Source organism: Nostoc linckia z4, assembly GCF_002608075.1.
Taxonomy (GTDB): domain Bacteria; phylum Cyanobacteriota; class Cyanobacteriia; order Cyanobacteriales; family Nostocaceae; genus Nostoc; species Nostoc linckia.
This window is the reverse complement of sequence record NZ_LAHA01000001.1, coordinates 187,834-204,652: the sequence shown is the minus strand read 5'-3', so window position 1 is coordinate 204,652 and position 16,819 is coordinate 187,834. Positions and strand designations below refer to the sequence as shown.

Here is a 16,819-nt window from a genome sequence, read left to right as displayed (position 1 = left end):
GCATTAAATTTGATACTTTGTTCTTCAACCAGTTATATAGTATATTACTTAGCTAATAACTTCATTGAATCTATAAAATAAATAGAATTTGAATAAGATACTGTAAAGATGTGATTTTTAATTGATAAAACCCTCATTTTTCTTACGGAAAAAAATTACATTGTTGTGTAATAATGGTGATACCAACTGTCAAACTTAGACATCACGTTTAAGATATATTTAAGTACAGCGATCCAGAAATTTGCCAAATACCATAATTTGAAACTTTATTCAACAATGAATAATAGCGTTGTCAAGCAATGAATTACTAGCTGTGATTATTTAGTAATCATTGCAATTTTTGAAATGCAAATTTATTTGTATTTTGGAAATTGCTACTCATCTGAGTTCCAATACTGCCTAAATTTACAATTAATTAATAACTAATAATATTTCGATATGGCTATTAAACAAAAGACTGCTCTGAATCTGCAACCCATTAATCAATATGTGCAAGTAAGCTTCAAATATGACGTTCATTTTACTAGGGGTTTGTTTGAATTAGATAATCTTTTATTGGCACAAGTGATTGCAGGTAATGAGGAAATAACTCCCAAACGAGTACTAGTAGTGGTAGATGAAGGAGTTTTAAATTATCAAAATGCATTGCTCAAAAAAATAGCACTTTACGGTCAGTGTTATGCAGATGTCATTACTTTGACTGGCGAACCAATCATCGTTCCAGGTGGAGAAGCTGTGAAGAACGATTCTAGATTTATAGAGCAAATTCACCAGCGCATTGATGCAGTTGGATTGTGTCGTCATTCCTACGTATTAGCAATTGGAGGTGGAGCCGTATTAGACATGGCAGGATACGCAGCAGCAACGGCTCATCGAGGAATTCGGCTGCTACGAGTACCGACAACAGTATTAGGACAAAACGATTCTGGTGTTGGGGTTAAAAATGGAATTAATGCCTTTGGCAAGAAAAATTTTCTCGGCACATTCATGCCACCTTATGCTGTATTAAATGACTTTGATTTTATTACTAGCCTTGACGATCGCGATTGGCGATCGGGTATTGCAGAAGCGGTGAAAGTAGCACTAATTAAAGATGTAGATTTCTTTAATTTTATTATGACTTATGCCGATAGATTAGCTAATCGAGATATGGAAATTATGGAAAAGCTAATCTATCGTTGTTCCCAGTTGCACTTAGAACATATCGCTGGGAGTGGCGATCCTTTTGAAATGGGTTCATCGCGTCCTTTAGATTTTGGACATTGGGCTGCTCACAAATTAGAACATTTAACTAATTACAGTTTACGTCATGGGGAAGCTGTGGCCATTGGCATTGCTTTGGATACAACTTATTCATATTTAACAGGGCGACTTTTACAATCCGAGTGGCAAAGAATTCTAGTTACACTTAAAAAATTAGGCTTTACTTTGTATGTATCGGCACTAAAAGAACAACTAGATAATCCAGACCATCCTAACTGTATATTTAGGGGTCTTACCGAATTCCGCGAACATTTAGGAGGCAAATTAACAATCACTCTTCTAGAAGGAATCGGGCAAGGCATAGAAGTCAATGAAGTGGATTTATCTTTCTATAAAGACGCTATTTCCCTACTACAAGATTGGGAAATTTTGCGTTAAAAAGACTTTCTGATAAGTAGGTCAACTTAATTAAACATAAAACAATGGTAGTGGACTGACACAGCTAAAATAGTGCATTAATAAACTCTTGTGGGGTGGGCATCTTGCCCGCCCGGACGGGTGAGGACACCCATCCCACAATAAAATCTATTGCAACATTTAATGCTTGCCACGCCACTACATTTATTAACATCTACGTATGACGTTTTTTCAGGTTGAGCTACTTATAGCAATCCTAAACGAGTCGTGAAAAATATAAATAAGCAAACAAACCGCCTTCTCTACGAGAGGCTTTCGCCAACGCGCAGCGTCTCGTAGAGAAGAACGCCAAGGACACAAAGGTAAGAAAGAAGAAAGAGATATAGAATTTTTACAAATGATTTAGGACTGCTATAGATAATAGGAAATAGATTTATCAAACAGAATACATACGTCAGTCGTCATAATTCAGAATTGAATTCTGTGCGAGTGACAAATGAATAAACGGCGTTTTTGTACCCTGCTAAATTAAAAATTTAGCAGTCTACAATTAGTGGCGGATGCTACTCGGAATTAATTGATTCTGACTCCTGTTAGCGGTAGCGGGGCGTTTAGCCCATTCTGACTTCTGAATTCTTCTTCAACCCGATTTTTTCTAATTTCTAGAGTGATAAATTAGGAATTATGAATTACCAAAGGCTGATATTTAGGAATATTTTTTCCATCAATAAGCTCATCTGATTGGGGATGGGAATTGATAATTTGCTTTAAAACCTGCATGAGGATACCTGGCTGAAAAAACGCACTAGGCGGTTTAAGTAAATTTATCACTTCCGAGAAAAGCTGATGAATTTCTGGACTGTTAGCTTGCAGTAGTAATAATCTATCCATATACAACTGCATAACTTTGCTAATCACATCGGGTTTTCCTCCCTCGGTAGCAGACCACCGGAAGTCTTCACCTGTGGCCATTAACCAAGGTACAGAAATGGCTTTTCTTAGTTGCTTTTGAAAATATTGTGGGAAACCAATTAAATTACCTTGGGATTGCTGAGATAATTGTTTGCTTAAACATTCATCCAGAGTCAAAGCACCTAAAGCAGCGGTGGTCATACCTTGACCATAAACAGGATTGAAGGCACAAACAGCATCACCTATTACTATCAAACCTTCTGGTAATCGAGAAAGTTTTTCGTAGTGACGCAAATTATTTTCTGTGCGCCTATAGCCGTAGATGGGCGAGATGGGTTGAGCATCTTTTATGGCTTGATAGAGAATAGGCGATCGCAAACTCTGAGCAAAGTCTAAAAATCCAGCTTCGTCAGTTGGTGGATAATCTCGACTTACACCAATGAGTGTCACAATCCAACGATTACCTTCAACTGGATACAGTACAGCACTGCGAGTATCTTTTGGTGGTTTCGACGCGATTAACAAAAATTTCCAATCTGCCTGAAAACCCTCAGGAGGATGATACCAACGGCTGGCATAGCCTAAAAAAGAATTGACAACTGTTTGTTGCGGTGGCCGATAACCCAATTGCTCCAACCACTGTGGTGTTTGAGAATTGCGACCACTGGCATCTACGATTAAATTAGCGAGTATTTCGGCTTCGGGTTCGTTGCGAACACTGACTCGTACTCCTGTAATGGTGGTTTTGTTGGCGTTAGACAACAAGTTAGTTACCTGTGCTGCTTGCACAAATTCAATTCGGTCATTAGCTGCCAAATGACGGCGGATAGTCCACTCTAAAAGATTGCGGCTAGAAGTGCAGCTAATTAAATGAGAAGGAAAGCGTGGTGCCCAACCGTTATAACCCAGCCAAGGACAATCTGCTATGGAGTCTAAAATCGGCGCTCCTGAATTCGTTAATTCTGCGATGATGCCAGGAAACAGCTGCTCTAATATCTGCTGACCCCGAATCAGTAAAGCATGGACATGATGAGCTTGGGGTATACCGTGACGTTGTTCTGGTTTTTCGGGAAAGCGATCGCGCTCTATAATAGTAACGTGATGAAAGTACTTAGTTAGTACTTGAGCTGTCAACAGTCCAGCAATACTTCCCCCAATAACAATAGCTTTTTTTTCTATAGCTGTAGGAATTTGTAAATCAAACATTTGAGATTTAATTGAGCTTGATTGTTATTTTCCTACACTTAACAAGACAATACAAAATAGTCAACCCCTGCGAGGCACTCCGCGCATTTACACATCATCAAACCCAGCCCTTTGAATAGGGAATATAGCAGTCCTAAATAAGAAAGTGAAATCTTGCTGCTGTTGACCTTTGACAGTCAACAGTCAACGGTCAACAGTCAACGACATTCAAATTCGTGGATAGAGTCCTATATTGTTCGGGTAAATTCTATTCCCCACTCCCTATTTAAGTAACACTAGTAGTAAAGAACTTTTCTAAATTTCGCTTTTGAACAAAATTGAGATATTGAGGTGCAATTTCTGGAGTCAGCAATTCTATCATTAAGCGATTCTCAATCCAAAATTCAATGACTTCAAATTGACCCCGGTTACAATGCAGTACCCGCCATCCTTCCTGAGCTGCGATTTCTTCAATCTCTTTTTCACTAATAGACACACTCACTGCTGCGTGAACTGCATCATATGGGCTAAAATTTTGATTCTCACGAAATTGAACTTGTTGTTCGCCATCACCAGGAATCAACTCAGTTCCCAGGGGATAAACTTCAATTAATGTGCCTTTCTCATCCATAGCTATTGCTACATAGCTTCCAGGATGGGAAGGAAATGGAGCAACTTTTCCGCCCAATATTTTAGCTAAAACTTCGGCAACATGACGGGGATTATTGGCTGCAATGGAAATGTGATGAATCATTGGTTTTGCCTCCAAAATTTAGACATTTTATATTCAAAATCATCTTCAATAATTTGTGAAATTTATGAAAAAATTTCATTATCTGTAGGGTGTGTTATGCCGTAGCCTAACGCACCTAAATCCTTTGGTGGGTGACGCCAAAGGCTAACGCAACGGCAGTTCGTTTAAGTCGGGAAACCCGCCCACACGAATGACTCCCCTGTGTACATTTCTCCAAATCAAATATGACTCCTATCTATATACATGTTATTAACTCCTGAAAAATAAATTCTTTCATTGATAATTTTTTTAACAAAAGTTAGTATTGTTGAGAATTGTTTTTAATTTTTAAAATTAAGTAAATTATATTATTTTTTAATGGCATCTATCTTTGGTAGCGTTTTATTTGTATCTAAAGAAAGGTAAATTTTAAATTATCATTTAACTCTATTTATGAATTAGGTTAGTGTCTGGTAAATTTCCATTTATTCCACCATTAAATTTATGGTTTTAGAAAATTATAATTTTAATTACTCTTTTATTGAGACAACAGATAAACCAGTAATTCTGTTTCTACACGGTTTCATGGGTAACATTGATGAATTTGATGAAGCAATCAACTTATTAGGTGATGAATTTTCTTATTTAACACTAGACTTACCCGGACATGGTAAAACTGAAGTTTTGGGTGGGGATGAATACTATTCAATGTCGAACGCAGCCCAGGCGGTAATTAACTTATTGGATAAATTAAAAATTGCTAAATGCTTTTTAGTTGGTTATTCAATGGGCGGCAGATTAGCTTTATACCTAACTTTACATTTTCCCGAACGTTTCTTCAGAGTGATACTAGAATCCGCTTCCCCAGGTTTAGCAACCGAAGCAGAACGTTTAGAAAGAATTAAGCGCGATACACAAATAGGTAGGAAATTGACAAGAATTACTACTAAAGTTGCTTTTGCTGATTTTCTCTCTAATTGGTATAGTCAAGCAATTTTTGGCTATATAAAAAATCATCCACAATATGACCAAATGGTAAAAAATCGTTCCCAGAACAACCCGCAAGAATTAGATAAATCACTGCGCTTCATGGGTACTGGATGCCAGCCTAGTTTGTGGTCTCAGCTAACAAAAAATAAAATTCCTCTGCTTTTATTAGCTGGTGAATATGATGAAAAATTTATACATATTAATACAGAAATAGCTCAAATATGCCAGCATAGCCAGTTAAGAATCATCGATTGTGCTGGACATAATATTCACTTTGAAAATACTCTGGTTTTTGTTAAAATTCTGAGGGAGTTTTTTGAATTATACTTACCTGCTTGAATTTTGAGAACTAATACTAACAGGGAATTGTGAATAAGAAAAGTACTAATTACCTATTGCCTTTTGCCTGTTACCTCTTGTGTATGTGTTCAGCGATCGCTCTTTTTACCTACTCCATCGAACAAAGCACGATTAGTGATTATTAGTCAATCATTCTTTAGTTATCTCGTTAATCCTTCTTTAGTCTAGTTTAAATCAAACTCATGGGAGAAGTTTTCATAAGTGAGATTTTCTAGCATTTTACAAGAACTCAAGCCAAATAAATATGCAAATATTGGTAATGCCGAAAAATACTGGCACTATCTCAATTTTGCATGGGCTGATAATCAGAAATTAGTAATAAAGTTAGTAATTATTGATTATCTTGATTGTCATTTTTGCGTCACATTTATATTTAACCATATTAAATGTAGAGATGTGAATAAACTATCACGCATCTAACGCCGCACATTTTTTGTGTTGACTGTTAACAGTCAATTGTCAACAATCAGCACCACGATTGACTGTGCAATTTGAAAGCGTAATGTGCTTATAAGTTTATATTCCTATCTCAATGGAATTGATTATCTGAGGTAATTCTTGATGAAACAAAGCAAAAAGTCCCTGCTCAACACTAAATGAGGAACTAATGTGAGTAGACCTGAAGACTACAATTTGCTTGATCGGACAGAGATAACTGAAATAGCATCACCCAAGCCATCACTGACATTACCAGACGCAGTGGCTTTGATTGTTGGTATTGTCATCGGGGCAGGGATTTTTGAAACCCCAGCTTTAGTAGCAAATCAAGCGAGTAGTGATATCGCGGTACTGCTTTATTGGTTCATCGGTGGTGTCATATCTCTAGTAGGAGCGTTGTGCTATGCAGAGTTAGCAACAGTTTATCCTGATGTTGGAGGCGCTTATTACTATTTGAAACGTGCATTTGGGCGAAAAATCGCTTTTTTATTTGCTTGGGCGCGGATGACAGTAGTTCAAACTGGTTCCATTGCTCTTTTAGCATTTGTTTTTGGCGATTATGTTTCGCAAATATGGCGACTAGGCACGTTTTCATCATCTGTTTATGCAGCAGTAGCCATCGGCCTCTTAACTGCTTTAAACATCGTTGGTTTACAACAAGGTAAGTGGACACAAAACCTGCTCAGTGTAGCTAAAGTTTTGGGTTTGTTGCTAGTAGTAATTATTGGGTTGAGTGCCACTCCTAATACTACCCCTGCTGTGGAATCTGCATCATCAGGGACTTGGGGTTTAGCGATGGTGTTCGTGTTGCTGTCCTATGGCGGTTGGAACGAAGCCGCTTACATTTCAGCAGAAATTCAAAATGGACGACGTAACATTGTGCGATCGCTCGTTTGGAGTATTGGTATAATCACCGCTATTTACCTGCTGATCAACCTAGCTTACCTCCGGGGACTGGGATTAGCCAACATGGCACAGTCAGAAGCAGTAGCCGCAGATTTAATGCGCTTGCTTTGGGGTACACCGGGAGCCTTATTCATCAGCATACTGATTGCCATCGCCACCTTAGGGGCAACCAACGCCACAATTTTTACTGGGGCGCGTACCAACTACGCACTGGGACAAGATTTTTCCCTATTTGGTTTTATGGGACGCTGGCAGCAACGTCCTAGCAGCCCTACCCATGCCTTATTGTTGCAAGCAGCGATCGCCCTAGCACTAGTTGTTTTAGGCACACTCACCCGCGAAGGCTTTAAAACAATGGTGGATTACACCGCCCCCGTGTTTTGGTTCTTCTTCCTACTTTCAGGCCTGTCTCTCCTCATCTTAAGGATACGAGAACCCCACATAGTACGCCCATTCCGCGTACCATTTTATCCCTTCACACCATTACTCTTTTGCGCCGTCTGCGGTTACTTACTTTATTCCAGCTTAGTTTACACAGGCGTCGGAGCAATTGTAGGTGTCATAGTTGTCGCCGCAGGTATCCCACTGTTGGTGTGGAATAATCAACGCCGCCAGGGAGACGTGGGGAGATGAGGCTCGACTTCCCTCACCAACCGGGATTGGGGGAGATGGGGAGATGGGGAGATGGGGAGACAAGGGAGACAAAGAGAATAATTCTTAACTCCTAACTCCTCCCCCATGCCCAATGCCCAATGCCCCATGCCCAATGCCCAATGCCCCATGCCCAATGCCCCATGCCCAATGCCCAGTCAACAGTCATCCGTCAACAATCAACAATCCCAATTCACAAAGGAGAAAATTCATGAACTTCAAAAAAACTCTGTTTTCACTGGTTGCGGGAGTTAGTATTACCAGCTTGGGAATTGTTGGATGTACTCCACAACAGCAAGATTTGGAAGCTGGTACACAACCTTCTACTTTAACGGCTGAGACTGAAACAGTAACTCCTTCAGCGACGCCGACAACTCAACCGCAAGAACGTCCTGGTGATGTTCCTTATGTGCCAACTCCACAGCCAGTGGTGGATGCAATGTTGAAAGTGGCAAAAGTGAACAAAAATGATGTAGTTTACGACCTTGGCAGTGGTGACGGGCGAATTGTAATTACTGCGGCACAAAATTATGGTACTCGTGGTGTGGGAATAGATATTGACCCCCAACGCATCAAAGAAGCTAATGAGAATGCTCAAAAAGCCGGAGTAACTGACCGCGTGAAGTTTGTGCAGCAGGATTTGTTTAACACAGATTTTAGTGAAGCCACAGTAGTTACGCTTTATCTATTACCAGAAATCAACGAGAGACTCCGCCCCATACTTTTAAAACAACTCAAACCTGGTACTCGGATTGTTTCCCACGCCTTTGATATGGGTAACTGGAAACCAAACCAAACTCTGACTGTAGAGGGCAAAAGTGTTTACTATTGGGTAGTTCCCAAAGACATACCAGCCGATTTACGATAGTGTCCAAATTTGGAATTTACGCATTATTTAGACACTAAAAACCCTTGATTTATCGTTGTAGAGACTAGCAATTGTTAGTCTCTACAACTGATGCTGGGATTGCTTCCCTACACTCCGTTACGGTCGCAATGACAATATCGGCGTTGCGTAAGTCCTATTAATTTAAAATCCCAAATCCAAAATCATTTCAGTGAAAAAATATGATAGGGTTAAAAGGAAAGAATGCCTTAATTACAGGTGCAACATCAGGTATTGGTCAAGCAATCGCCATTAAACTTGCTCAAGCAGGGTGCAACATTGCTATCAATTACCGTAAAGATCCTGAAGCAGCAGCACAAACGCAAGAAATGGCGTTGCAAAAAGCTTGTGGAGATATTCAAAGTTGTGGTGTGAAGTCGTTGCTGGTTCAGGGAGATGTTTCTCAAGAATCAGACATTATTGAGATGGTCAACACTGTTATTCAGGAATTTGGCAGTTTAGATATTCTCATCAACAATGCTGGCATTCAAACAGAAAGTCCATCTCATGAACTTAGCACAGCAGATTTTGATCGAGTCATTGCAGTCAATCTCCGGGGTGCTTATCTCTGCGCCCGTGAAACTATTAAACATCTACTGTCTGCTAATCGTCGGGGAGTAATTATTAATATTTCCAGCGTTCACGAAATTATTCCTCGACCGATGTATATCAGTTATTCTATCAGCAAAGGCGGGATGGAAAATCTCACCAAAAGTTTAGCATTGGAATACGCTAACCAAGGTATTCGTGTTAACGCCGTTGCCCCCGGAGCCACAATTACACCCATCAATCAAGCTTGGATTGATGACCCAGAAAAAAAAGCGATCGTGGAAAGCCATATCCCAATGGGGCGGGCTGGCACTACAGAAGAGATGGCAGCCGCAGTAGCTTTTTTAGCTTCCGATGAAGCTGCATACATCACCGGACAAACGCTGTTTGTTGATGGTGGATTGACTCTGTATGCTGATTTCCGCGAAACCTGGTCGGCTTAAGGAAACTCCAAGAAACAAAAACAAGTGACTGATGACTGTTGAGTATTGCTTGTCAACAGTAGGAAATTTTTGATTTGGAAGTCTCTAAAAGTTGAACTGGCGTGCTTTCCACCATTAAACCGATACCTACATTAGTGGAATTAAACGCCTATGACTCCTATGAGTAATAAGAAGAATTTGCCAGAAACAGAAGCTTGGAAATTTCTAGAAAAATCAATAATTTACCATCAAGGAAAACCCATCGGTACCTTAGCTGCTGTCGATCCACATGCAGATCCACTCAATTATGACCAGTGTTTTCTTCGGGATTTTGTGCCTTCTGCTTTAGTGTTTCTAATGCACGGCGAAGCAGATATTGTCCGCAATTTTTTAATAGAAACTCTGAAATTACAAAGTCATGAAAAACAAATGGATTGCTTTGAACCGGGTGCAGGGTTAATGCCTGCCAGTTTCAAAGTCCAATCCATTGGTAGTGAGGAATTTTTCGTTGCTGATTTTGGCGAACAAGCCATCGCTCGCGTTCCTCCAGTTGATTCTTGTATGTGGTGGATTCTGCTATTGAGAGCTTATGAAAAAGCCACAGGGGATTTGACTTTAGCGCGTCAACCAGATTTTCAAGCAGGAATCAAGTTAATTTTGGATCTGTGTTTGGTACATCGCTTTTCTATGTACCCAACAATGTTAGTTCCCGATGGCGCGTGCATGATTGACCGGCGTTTGGGAGTTTACGAACATCCTTTAGAAATTCAGGTATTATTTTATGCATCTTTGAGGGCAGCCGGGGAATTACTCTTACCAGATGGCAATGGTGAAAGTTATCTGGATAAAGTGAATCGGCGATTGGGAGCTTTGAAATATCATATCCGCAATTATTACTGGTTAGATTTACAGCGATTGCGGGAAATTTATCGTTACAAAGGTAACGAATTTGGTAAAGAAGTTGCCAATAAATTCAACATCCATTCAGAATCTATCCCCAGTTGGTTGACCGAGTGGTTACCGGAAACTGGAGGATATTTAGCCGGAAATTTAGGGCCGGGACGAATGGATTTCCGCTTTTTTACTTTGGGAAATTTGATGGCAATCTTAGCTTCCTTAGCTAGCGAAACAGAATCCCAAAGCATCATGAATTTATTTGCCGAACGCTGGGAAAACTTGATTGGCTATATGCCTGTTAAAATCTGCTTTCCAGCTTTGGAAGGTTTGGAGTGGAAAATTGTAACGGGATGCGATTCTAAAAACATACCTTGGTCTTATCACAACGGTGGTAACTGGCCTGTTTTATTGTGGGTATTTACTGCTGCGGCACTGAAAACAAACAGGATAGAACTTGCCCAAGAGGCGATCGCCATTGCTGAAAGTCGTTTATACCAAGATCAATTCCCCGAATACTACGATGGCAATAATGGTCGTTTAATTGGCAAGGAAGCCAGAATTTATCAAACTTGGAGCATTGCTGGGTTATTAGCAGCAAAACAATTTCTAGCAAATCCAGATTACTTGGAATTAATTAGTTTTCCCGAAGACCTTCAAGGCCCTGGCTGTAGCATATAATATTTTCACAGCCAATTTCACGAAATTGGACAATATTTTGTTGGATTTGCCTAAAGAAATTGCCAAAGACTGTAATGTTTTGGCAAGTATTTCTTTAGGGCTGCCATCTGATAACTAAACATAAATGCATAATTAGTAAAAGGTGGCAACCTCCGGCGTTGGAGAAGTGTCTCATCTTAAAGTAGTAGACGCCAGAATCGAGAGCGTCAAACCAATACTAATGTGATGTTTAGATGACCAGCATGAAATTCCAACTTTACTTAGGCTCTTTAGTTTCCCAGATTAAAATACGTCACTGGTGGATAAGCGTTCTTTTATGGATAGCTTTGGTTGCCCCAGCTCAAGCGGCTGTAATCTTGCGCGTAGCAATCGAGAGGGGAGTTAATCAAGTAAAAGTGGGCAGTTCCACGACTGGAATCGTTAAGGATAGTACAGGCCGGACTTTGGGACAATTACCGGCCATGAGTGCGTTTTATGCCCAAGCGGTTCCTGGTGGAGTGGCTTTAGATAAATGGCAGTCTGGTTTATTTTGGATTGAGCCGACAGGTAAAGGATTTGTTTACATTGGCGATCGCTGGTATCGGGGCAGAACTTTGGTTGTCCCCACAGAAAATGGTTTAACTGCTGTTAACTGGGTTGACGACCAAGAGTATCTCTACAGCGTTCTTGGTGGTGAAATGAGTGCTAGTTGGCCTGTGGAAGCTTTGAAAGCCCAGGCGATCGCAGCCCGTACCTATGCCCTTTACGAACGAGAAAAACAACGGAATAATCCTGTTTACGATTTAGGCAACACCCCCGATCGCTGGCAAATTTACAAAGGTGTAATTAGTGAATCTCCTGCTACTTATAAAGCAGTGGATGAAACAGCAGGGCAAGTTCTAACTTATAAAAACAAGATTATTCTCTCAGTTTTCCATGCTTGTTCTGGCGGACATACCGAAAATGTCGAAGATGTATGGGGAAATTCCTTACCCTACCTACGTGCTGTCCAAGATTACGACCAAAATATCAGCGAATGTAATTGGGTCAAAACCTTTTCGCCCAGTGAAATTAGCTCTAAATTTCCTGAAGTGGGTAGTGTAACGGCGATGGTTCCAGAAACATTTTCGCCTTTTAGAAGCGTCAAAGTCTTGAAAATCGTCGGCAACAAAGGCACGAAAGTCTTACAAGGCGAACAAGTACGGACAGCCCTCAAACTCAAAAGTACCCGTTTTAGCGTCTCCAAAGCAGCAGATGGTAGCTTTGTTCTCCAAGGGCTTGGCTTCGGCCACGGTTTAGGTATGAGTCAATGGGGAGCCTACAATTTAGCTCGCCAAGGAGTCAACCACCTGCAAATTTTGGGACATTATTACAAAGGTGTAGCTTTAACCCCAATTCAGGCTAAGTAAGCTTACTTTTGTAGTTAACTAGGGAACTTAAAGTGTTGATTGTTGACTGTTGACGGTTCACAGTTAACAGTCAACAGTCAACAGTCAACAGTCAACAATAGCAATAAAATATTTTTAGGACTTACGCAACGCCGATATTGTCATTGCGACCGAAACGGAGTGTAGGGAAGCAATCCCAGCGTTAGGGGGGATTACTTCTCTACCAGACGCTGTGCGTAGCTTGCTTCTGGGTAGGAGTACGCTATCGCTCGTAATGACCCAATTACGTTATTTTTGCGTAAGTCCTGATTTTTTACTTCCAAGTCCCCAAGTGTTTAACCAGACGTAATATTAAATACCAAAAGCCCAGTTTTGATAACTGGGCTTTTGAAATAATGGGGCTATATTACCCGTAGGCTAGTTATAGAAGTTCAGTATAATTATCGATGCTCTGATATGTAATACCAGTCTAGTATTGTTGGTTCCGGAAAATTAGTGAAAAATTTTTAGAGTAATTTTGATCTCCAACCCCATGAGCAAAATACAGCAGGCAACTAGCAGTTTACACAAGACTCAGGGGCACAAAAGAAACAGTATTTGATAATTTCAGCGAAACAGTGCTGAGTAAAAAGTAAAATTAAACAGGTTTGAGAGCAATTACCCTGTTCCCTGCTAGGGACTTCCAAGTAAAAAAATATTCCACAGAAGACTGTTAACGGTCAACAGTCAACTACTATGTACTGTTGTTTATTTTTCGGAGTTCCCTTATAAAAGTACAGGACTTACGCAAGTGTCACAAAAAATCAATTTTTTTTGCTTGTAGTAAGGACTTCAGTCCTTATTAGAGGACTAAAGTCCTTACTACAAACTTAAAATAATATGCCAGTTGCGTAAGTCCTAAAGTATTTATTTTTGGCTTTTGCTGATGAACAATATATCTGGTAGCTGGCAAGAATGGTTAACTGTATTAGCCTATCTAGGTTTCACCGTTTTAATTATCTGGCGGGTATTTAGCGCCCAGAAGAATTAAAAAAACTACATATCATTTCACCAGCACTATTTTCCTCGAAAGGCAAAATAGTTCCATTTTGTTGAATCTTAAATCGTTGACGGCAATTGTAAACCTCAATGGGCGTTTTTACTCCATCTACACTGACAGATGCCCTGTATTCCCAATAGTTTTTAGCACTACGATTAATACTGAGAATACAAATCTGATGACCATTGTAATTACGGCACACCGATGCAAAAGCTGGAAATGCTAATAAAAATGAGAGTATTAATAGCAACACAAAAAAAGTATATCTTATACTGTTCATAAATGATTATTAACATTACATTATGAGAAATATTATTAAATTTCCAACTCTTTGAATTGCAACCAAAAACAAATTTTGAACAATATTGGATTGTACGCTGTTTTGCTGCACTACTGCTCTTTGGTCAAGTGTGGCTGCATTTACTCCAAGGTAAAACCTATTACCGCAAGATTATGCAACATCTAGTGACTGCTGGGCCGGGTTCTATCTCCCCAGTTTTGCTTGTGGGCGGTTTTGCAGGAATGATTTTTACTATTCAAACAGCGAGAGAATTAGTGCGATTTGGTGCGGTCAATGTTGTGGGGGGTGCTTTTGCATTGGCATTTTGCAGAGAATTGGCCCCAATTTTGACCGCTAGTATTATGGCGGGACAAGTAGGTTCTGCTTTTGCAGCTGAAATAGGTGCAATGCGAGTCACAGAGCAAATTGATGCACTTTATATGCTCAAAACCGATCCCATTGATTATCTTGTACTTCCTAGAGTAATTGCTTGTTGTTTGATGGTACCTTTAATGACAGTTTTTGCTTTAATGATGGGTCTCATCGGCGGAGTTTTTGCTGCATGGCAGTTTTACGAAATTGTCCCAGAAATTTTTTTAGAATCAGTCAGAGATTTTCTAGAACCCTCAGATTTGTTCATTATTTTACTCAAAGGGTTCATTTTCGGGATGCTAGTTGCTGTTATTGGCTGTAATTGGGGATTAACTACTAAGGGAGGAGCAAAAGAAGTAGGAGAATCAGCAACAAAAGCAGTTGTGACTAGTTGGGTGTCAATTTTTATCACAGATTTTTTTCTGTCTGTGTTGCTGTTTGAAAACATTGGGTTTTAAACAATAAAGGAACTCCAAAAAATAAACAACAGCAGATGGTAGTTGACTGTTGACTGTTGACTGTGGACAGTTAACAGTTAACTGTTTTCTAGGGAATATTTTTTTATTTGGAAGTCCCTAAAATTTCTAACTTTTAAGCTGTCATTTATAACTCTTGATTTCAGAATTTTAGTGAAATTTCAGAATTTACTAATTTGTAGATCAGCGCACCCAAGACCAAACCAGTTAATGAAGCAAGAGACGCACTCCAAAAAGCTAGTTTTCTCTTGAGTTCAGCTACTTGAAAGTCTATCCTGAGTAATATAGTTGCTGAAATAATCAGTAAGGTATCAAGAAAGACTCTAAACCAAGCAAGCATAATAAAGAACAAGAAAGCCGCTAACACGGCAACTCCAAAAGCTCTGACATTTGATTCAAACAAAAGAGTGTAGTAATATGTCACCTTTGGCCAAGGAGTTGTCAAAATTAGTATTAACAGCAAGATAGAAACTACGATCGCTGGCCATACAAACAGAGGAGGATGTGTTTCAGATATTACCCAGCCCAAAGTACTGTAGCTAAGCAACACTACCGCTAGGGACACCCAAGGAACTCTTTTCAAAATTGGCATGGGTTGATATCACCAGTACAGGGCTAAAGCGTTATTTCATTACTAAGTCGATACCAGTGGTGGTAGTTGACTGTTGACTGTTGACTGTAGTCAATAGAGACCAGTGGTGAGTCGAAAGTTTGGTGTTTCGGTCAAACAACAGCCTGGACAGTAAGGTTTCACAAGGGAAATCCAAAAAATAAATTATTCCGGTTCAAGTCGTTGACTGCTGACTGTCAACCGTCAACCGTCAACACTCTTCTGTGGAATATTTTTTTAGTTGGAAGTCCCCAAATGATTTAGGACTACTATGGAGACTTAGTTTCACTTATAGCCTGCCATGCTTTGTCAAGCAACGCAAACAAGTTTGAGAATTACAGCACAAAGTAGTTAAATATATTGATAAAGATTTGTAAACTATTAGCAGCCGAGTAGCCGTGTGTCACATCTTAGTTAAGGAATAATCATGAGACAAATTGTTATTGTTGAGCGCGTATGCCTCATTGCTCATATATTGTCAAAGGCTTTTGGGTTAGCAGGGATGTTACTGGTCTTACCTCATGCCGACATAATTTTCAATTTATCCCAGGTTGGAGAAACTGCCATAGGGTTAAGTATGGCTAGCGGCGGTGTAGTTGATATTATCTTAGGAACAGTGGCAGTTTCTATTTATGCCTACCGGACGCTGGGATTAGGAACTTGGCTAGCATTTATGCTCCCGGCTGTGTTTATTTCTCTAGGAAGTGAATTATTAGGAACCAGTACAGGTTTTCCATTTGGTGATTATAGTTATTTGAGTGGCTTGGGTTACAAAATTGGTGGGCTAGTTCCTTTCACAATTCCTTTGTCTTGGTTTTATGTTGGCTTGTCATCTTACTTAATAGCCAGATGTGGTTTGCAGGTAGCCCAAAAACCGAGTTTGGCACGGCATATTGCTGCTGTAGCCGTTGGTGCGTTGCTGTTCACTTGCTGGGACTTTGCTTTAGAACCAGCAATGAGTCAATCTTCTCTACCCTTTTGGTATTGGGAACAACCAGGAGAATTCTTTGGAACACCTTACCAGAACTATGCAGGATGGTTTGGCACTAGTGCATTATTTATGAGTATCGCAGGGTTATTGTGGAGAAAAACCTCGATAAAATTAGAGCGATCGCAACTTAATCTCCCCTTAGCAATTTATTTAAGTAACTTCGCCTTTGCCGCCGGACTCAGCTTAGCAAGTGGCTTCTTCATCCCCGTGTTACTCGGCTCAGTGCTAGGCGTAATTCCCGCCGTGACACTGTGGTTGAGAAGTTCAACCACACCCGCTCAAGTTGCCATTGAACCAGTACCTCAAGAAGCCCCAGCAGCCAGCGTTAAAGTTGTTTTGAAATAGACAAGGGAGACAAGGGAGACAAGGGAGACAAGGGAGACAAGGAAAATAATTCCTCTGTAACAGTCAACAGTCAACAGTCAACAATCAACAGTCAACACTCAACAGTCAACAC

12 protein-coding genes are annotated in these 16,819 nt (G+C 40.0%); 9 read left to right on the top strand and 3 right to left on the bottom strand.

Annotated elements, in window-relative coordinates; genetic code table 11:
- The first annotated feature begins 438 nt into the window (after window positions 1-438).
- A complete protein-coding gene (locus VF06_RS00875; RefSeq protein WP_099071892.1) occupies window positions 439-1,641 on the top strand; it encodes a 3-dehydroquinate synthase in 1,203 nt (400 codons plus the stop codon).
- 654 nt (window positions 1,642-2,295) lie between these two features.
- Here the strand turns inward: VF06_RS00875 and VF06_RS00870 are convergent.
- A complete protein-coding gene (locus VF06_RS00870) occupies window positions 2,296-3,738 on the bottom strand; it encodes an FAD-dependent oxidoreductase (RefSeq protein WP_099071893.1) in 1,443 nt (480 codons plus the stop codon).
- Between the two features lie 265 nt (window positions 3,739-4,003).
- Window positions 4,004-4,471: a hypothetical protein gene (locus VF06_RS00865; RefSeq protein WP_099071894.1), complete on the bottom strand. Its 468-nt coding sequence runs from the start codon at window positions 4,469-4,471 to the stop codon at window positions 4,004-4,006.
- Between the two features lie 483 nt (window positions 4,472-4,954).
- Here VF06_RS00865 and menH point away from each other — a divergent pair, with 483 nt between their 5' ends.
- From menH to VF06_RS00825, 7 genes are all read left to right on the top strand, one after another.
- Window positions 4,955-5,779 (top strand): 2-succinyl-6-hydroxy-2,4-cyclohexadiene-1-carboxylate synthase, encoded by an 825-nt coding sequence (gene menH, locus VF06_RS00860; protein ID WP_099072293.1) that lies wholly within the window; start codon window positions 4,955-4,957, stop codon window positions 5,777-5,779.
- Between the two features lie 630 nt (window positions 5,780-6,409).
- A complete protein-coding gene (locus tag VF06_RS00855; protein ID WP_099072295.1) occupies window positions 6,410-7,777 on the top strand; it encodes an APC family permease in 1,368 nt (455 codons plus the stop codon).
- A 229-nt stretch (window positions 7,778-8,006) separates the two neighbouring features.
- A complete protein-coding gene (locus VF06_RS00850; RefSeq protein ID WP_099072296.1) occupies window positions 8,007-8,663 on the top strand; it encodes an SAM-dependent methyltransferase in 657 nt (218 codons plus the stop codon).
- 200 nt (window positions 8,664-8,863) lie between these two features.
- Window positions 8,864-9,673 carry a glucose 1-dehydrogenase gene (locus tag VF06_RS00845; RefSeq protein WP_099072297.1) on the top strand — a complete coding sequence of 270 codons (810 nt, stop codon included), beginning with the start codon at window positions 8,864-8,866 and terminating at the stop codon, window positions 9,671-9,673.
- Window positions 9,674-9,823: 150 nt separating this feature from the next.
- Complete coding sequence (locus VF06_RS00840; RefSeq protein ID WP_371411485.1) at window positions 9,824-11,227, top strand: glycoside hydrolase 100 family protein; 1,404 nt, start codon at window positions 9,824-9,826, stop codon at window positions 11,225-11,227.
- 242 nt (window positions 11,228-11,469) lie between these two features.
- Window positions 11,470-12,615: a SpoIID/LytB domain-containing protein gene (locus VF06_RS00835; protein ID WP_099072306.1), complete on the top strand. Its 1,146-nt coding sequence runs from the start codon at window positions 11,470-11,472 to the stop codon at window positions 12,613-12,615.
- Window positions 12,616-13,969: 1,354 nt separating this feature from the next.
- Complete coding sequence (locus tag VF06_RS00825; RefSeq protein ID WP_099072299.1) at window positions 13,970-14,743, top strand: MlaE family lipid ABC transporter permease subunit; 774 nt, start codon at window positions 13,970-13,972, stop codon at window positions 14,741-14,743.
- Between the two features lie 160 nt (window positions 14,744-14,903).
- Here VF06_RS00825 and VF06_RS00820 read toward each other — a convergent pair whose 3' ends face one another.
- A complete protein-coding gene (locus VF06_RS00820; protein WP_099072300.1) occupies window positions 14,904-15,353 on the bottom strand; it encodes a hypothetical protein in 450 nt (149 codons plus the stop codon).
- A 445-nt stretch (window positions 15,354-15,798) separates the two neighbouring features.
- Between VF06_RS00820 and cruF the strand changes: the two genes are divergently transcribed.
- Entirely contained in the window at window positions 15,799-16,707 is a 909-nt protein-coding gene (gene cruF / locus VF06_RS00815) for a gamma-carotene 1'-hydroxylase CruF (RefSeq protein ID WP_099072301.1), read from the top strand.
- Window positions 16,708-16,819 lie beyond the last annotated feature (112 nt).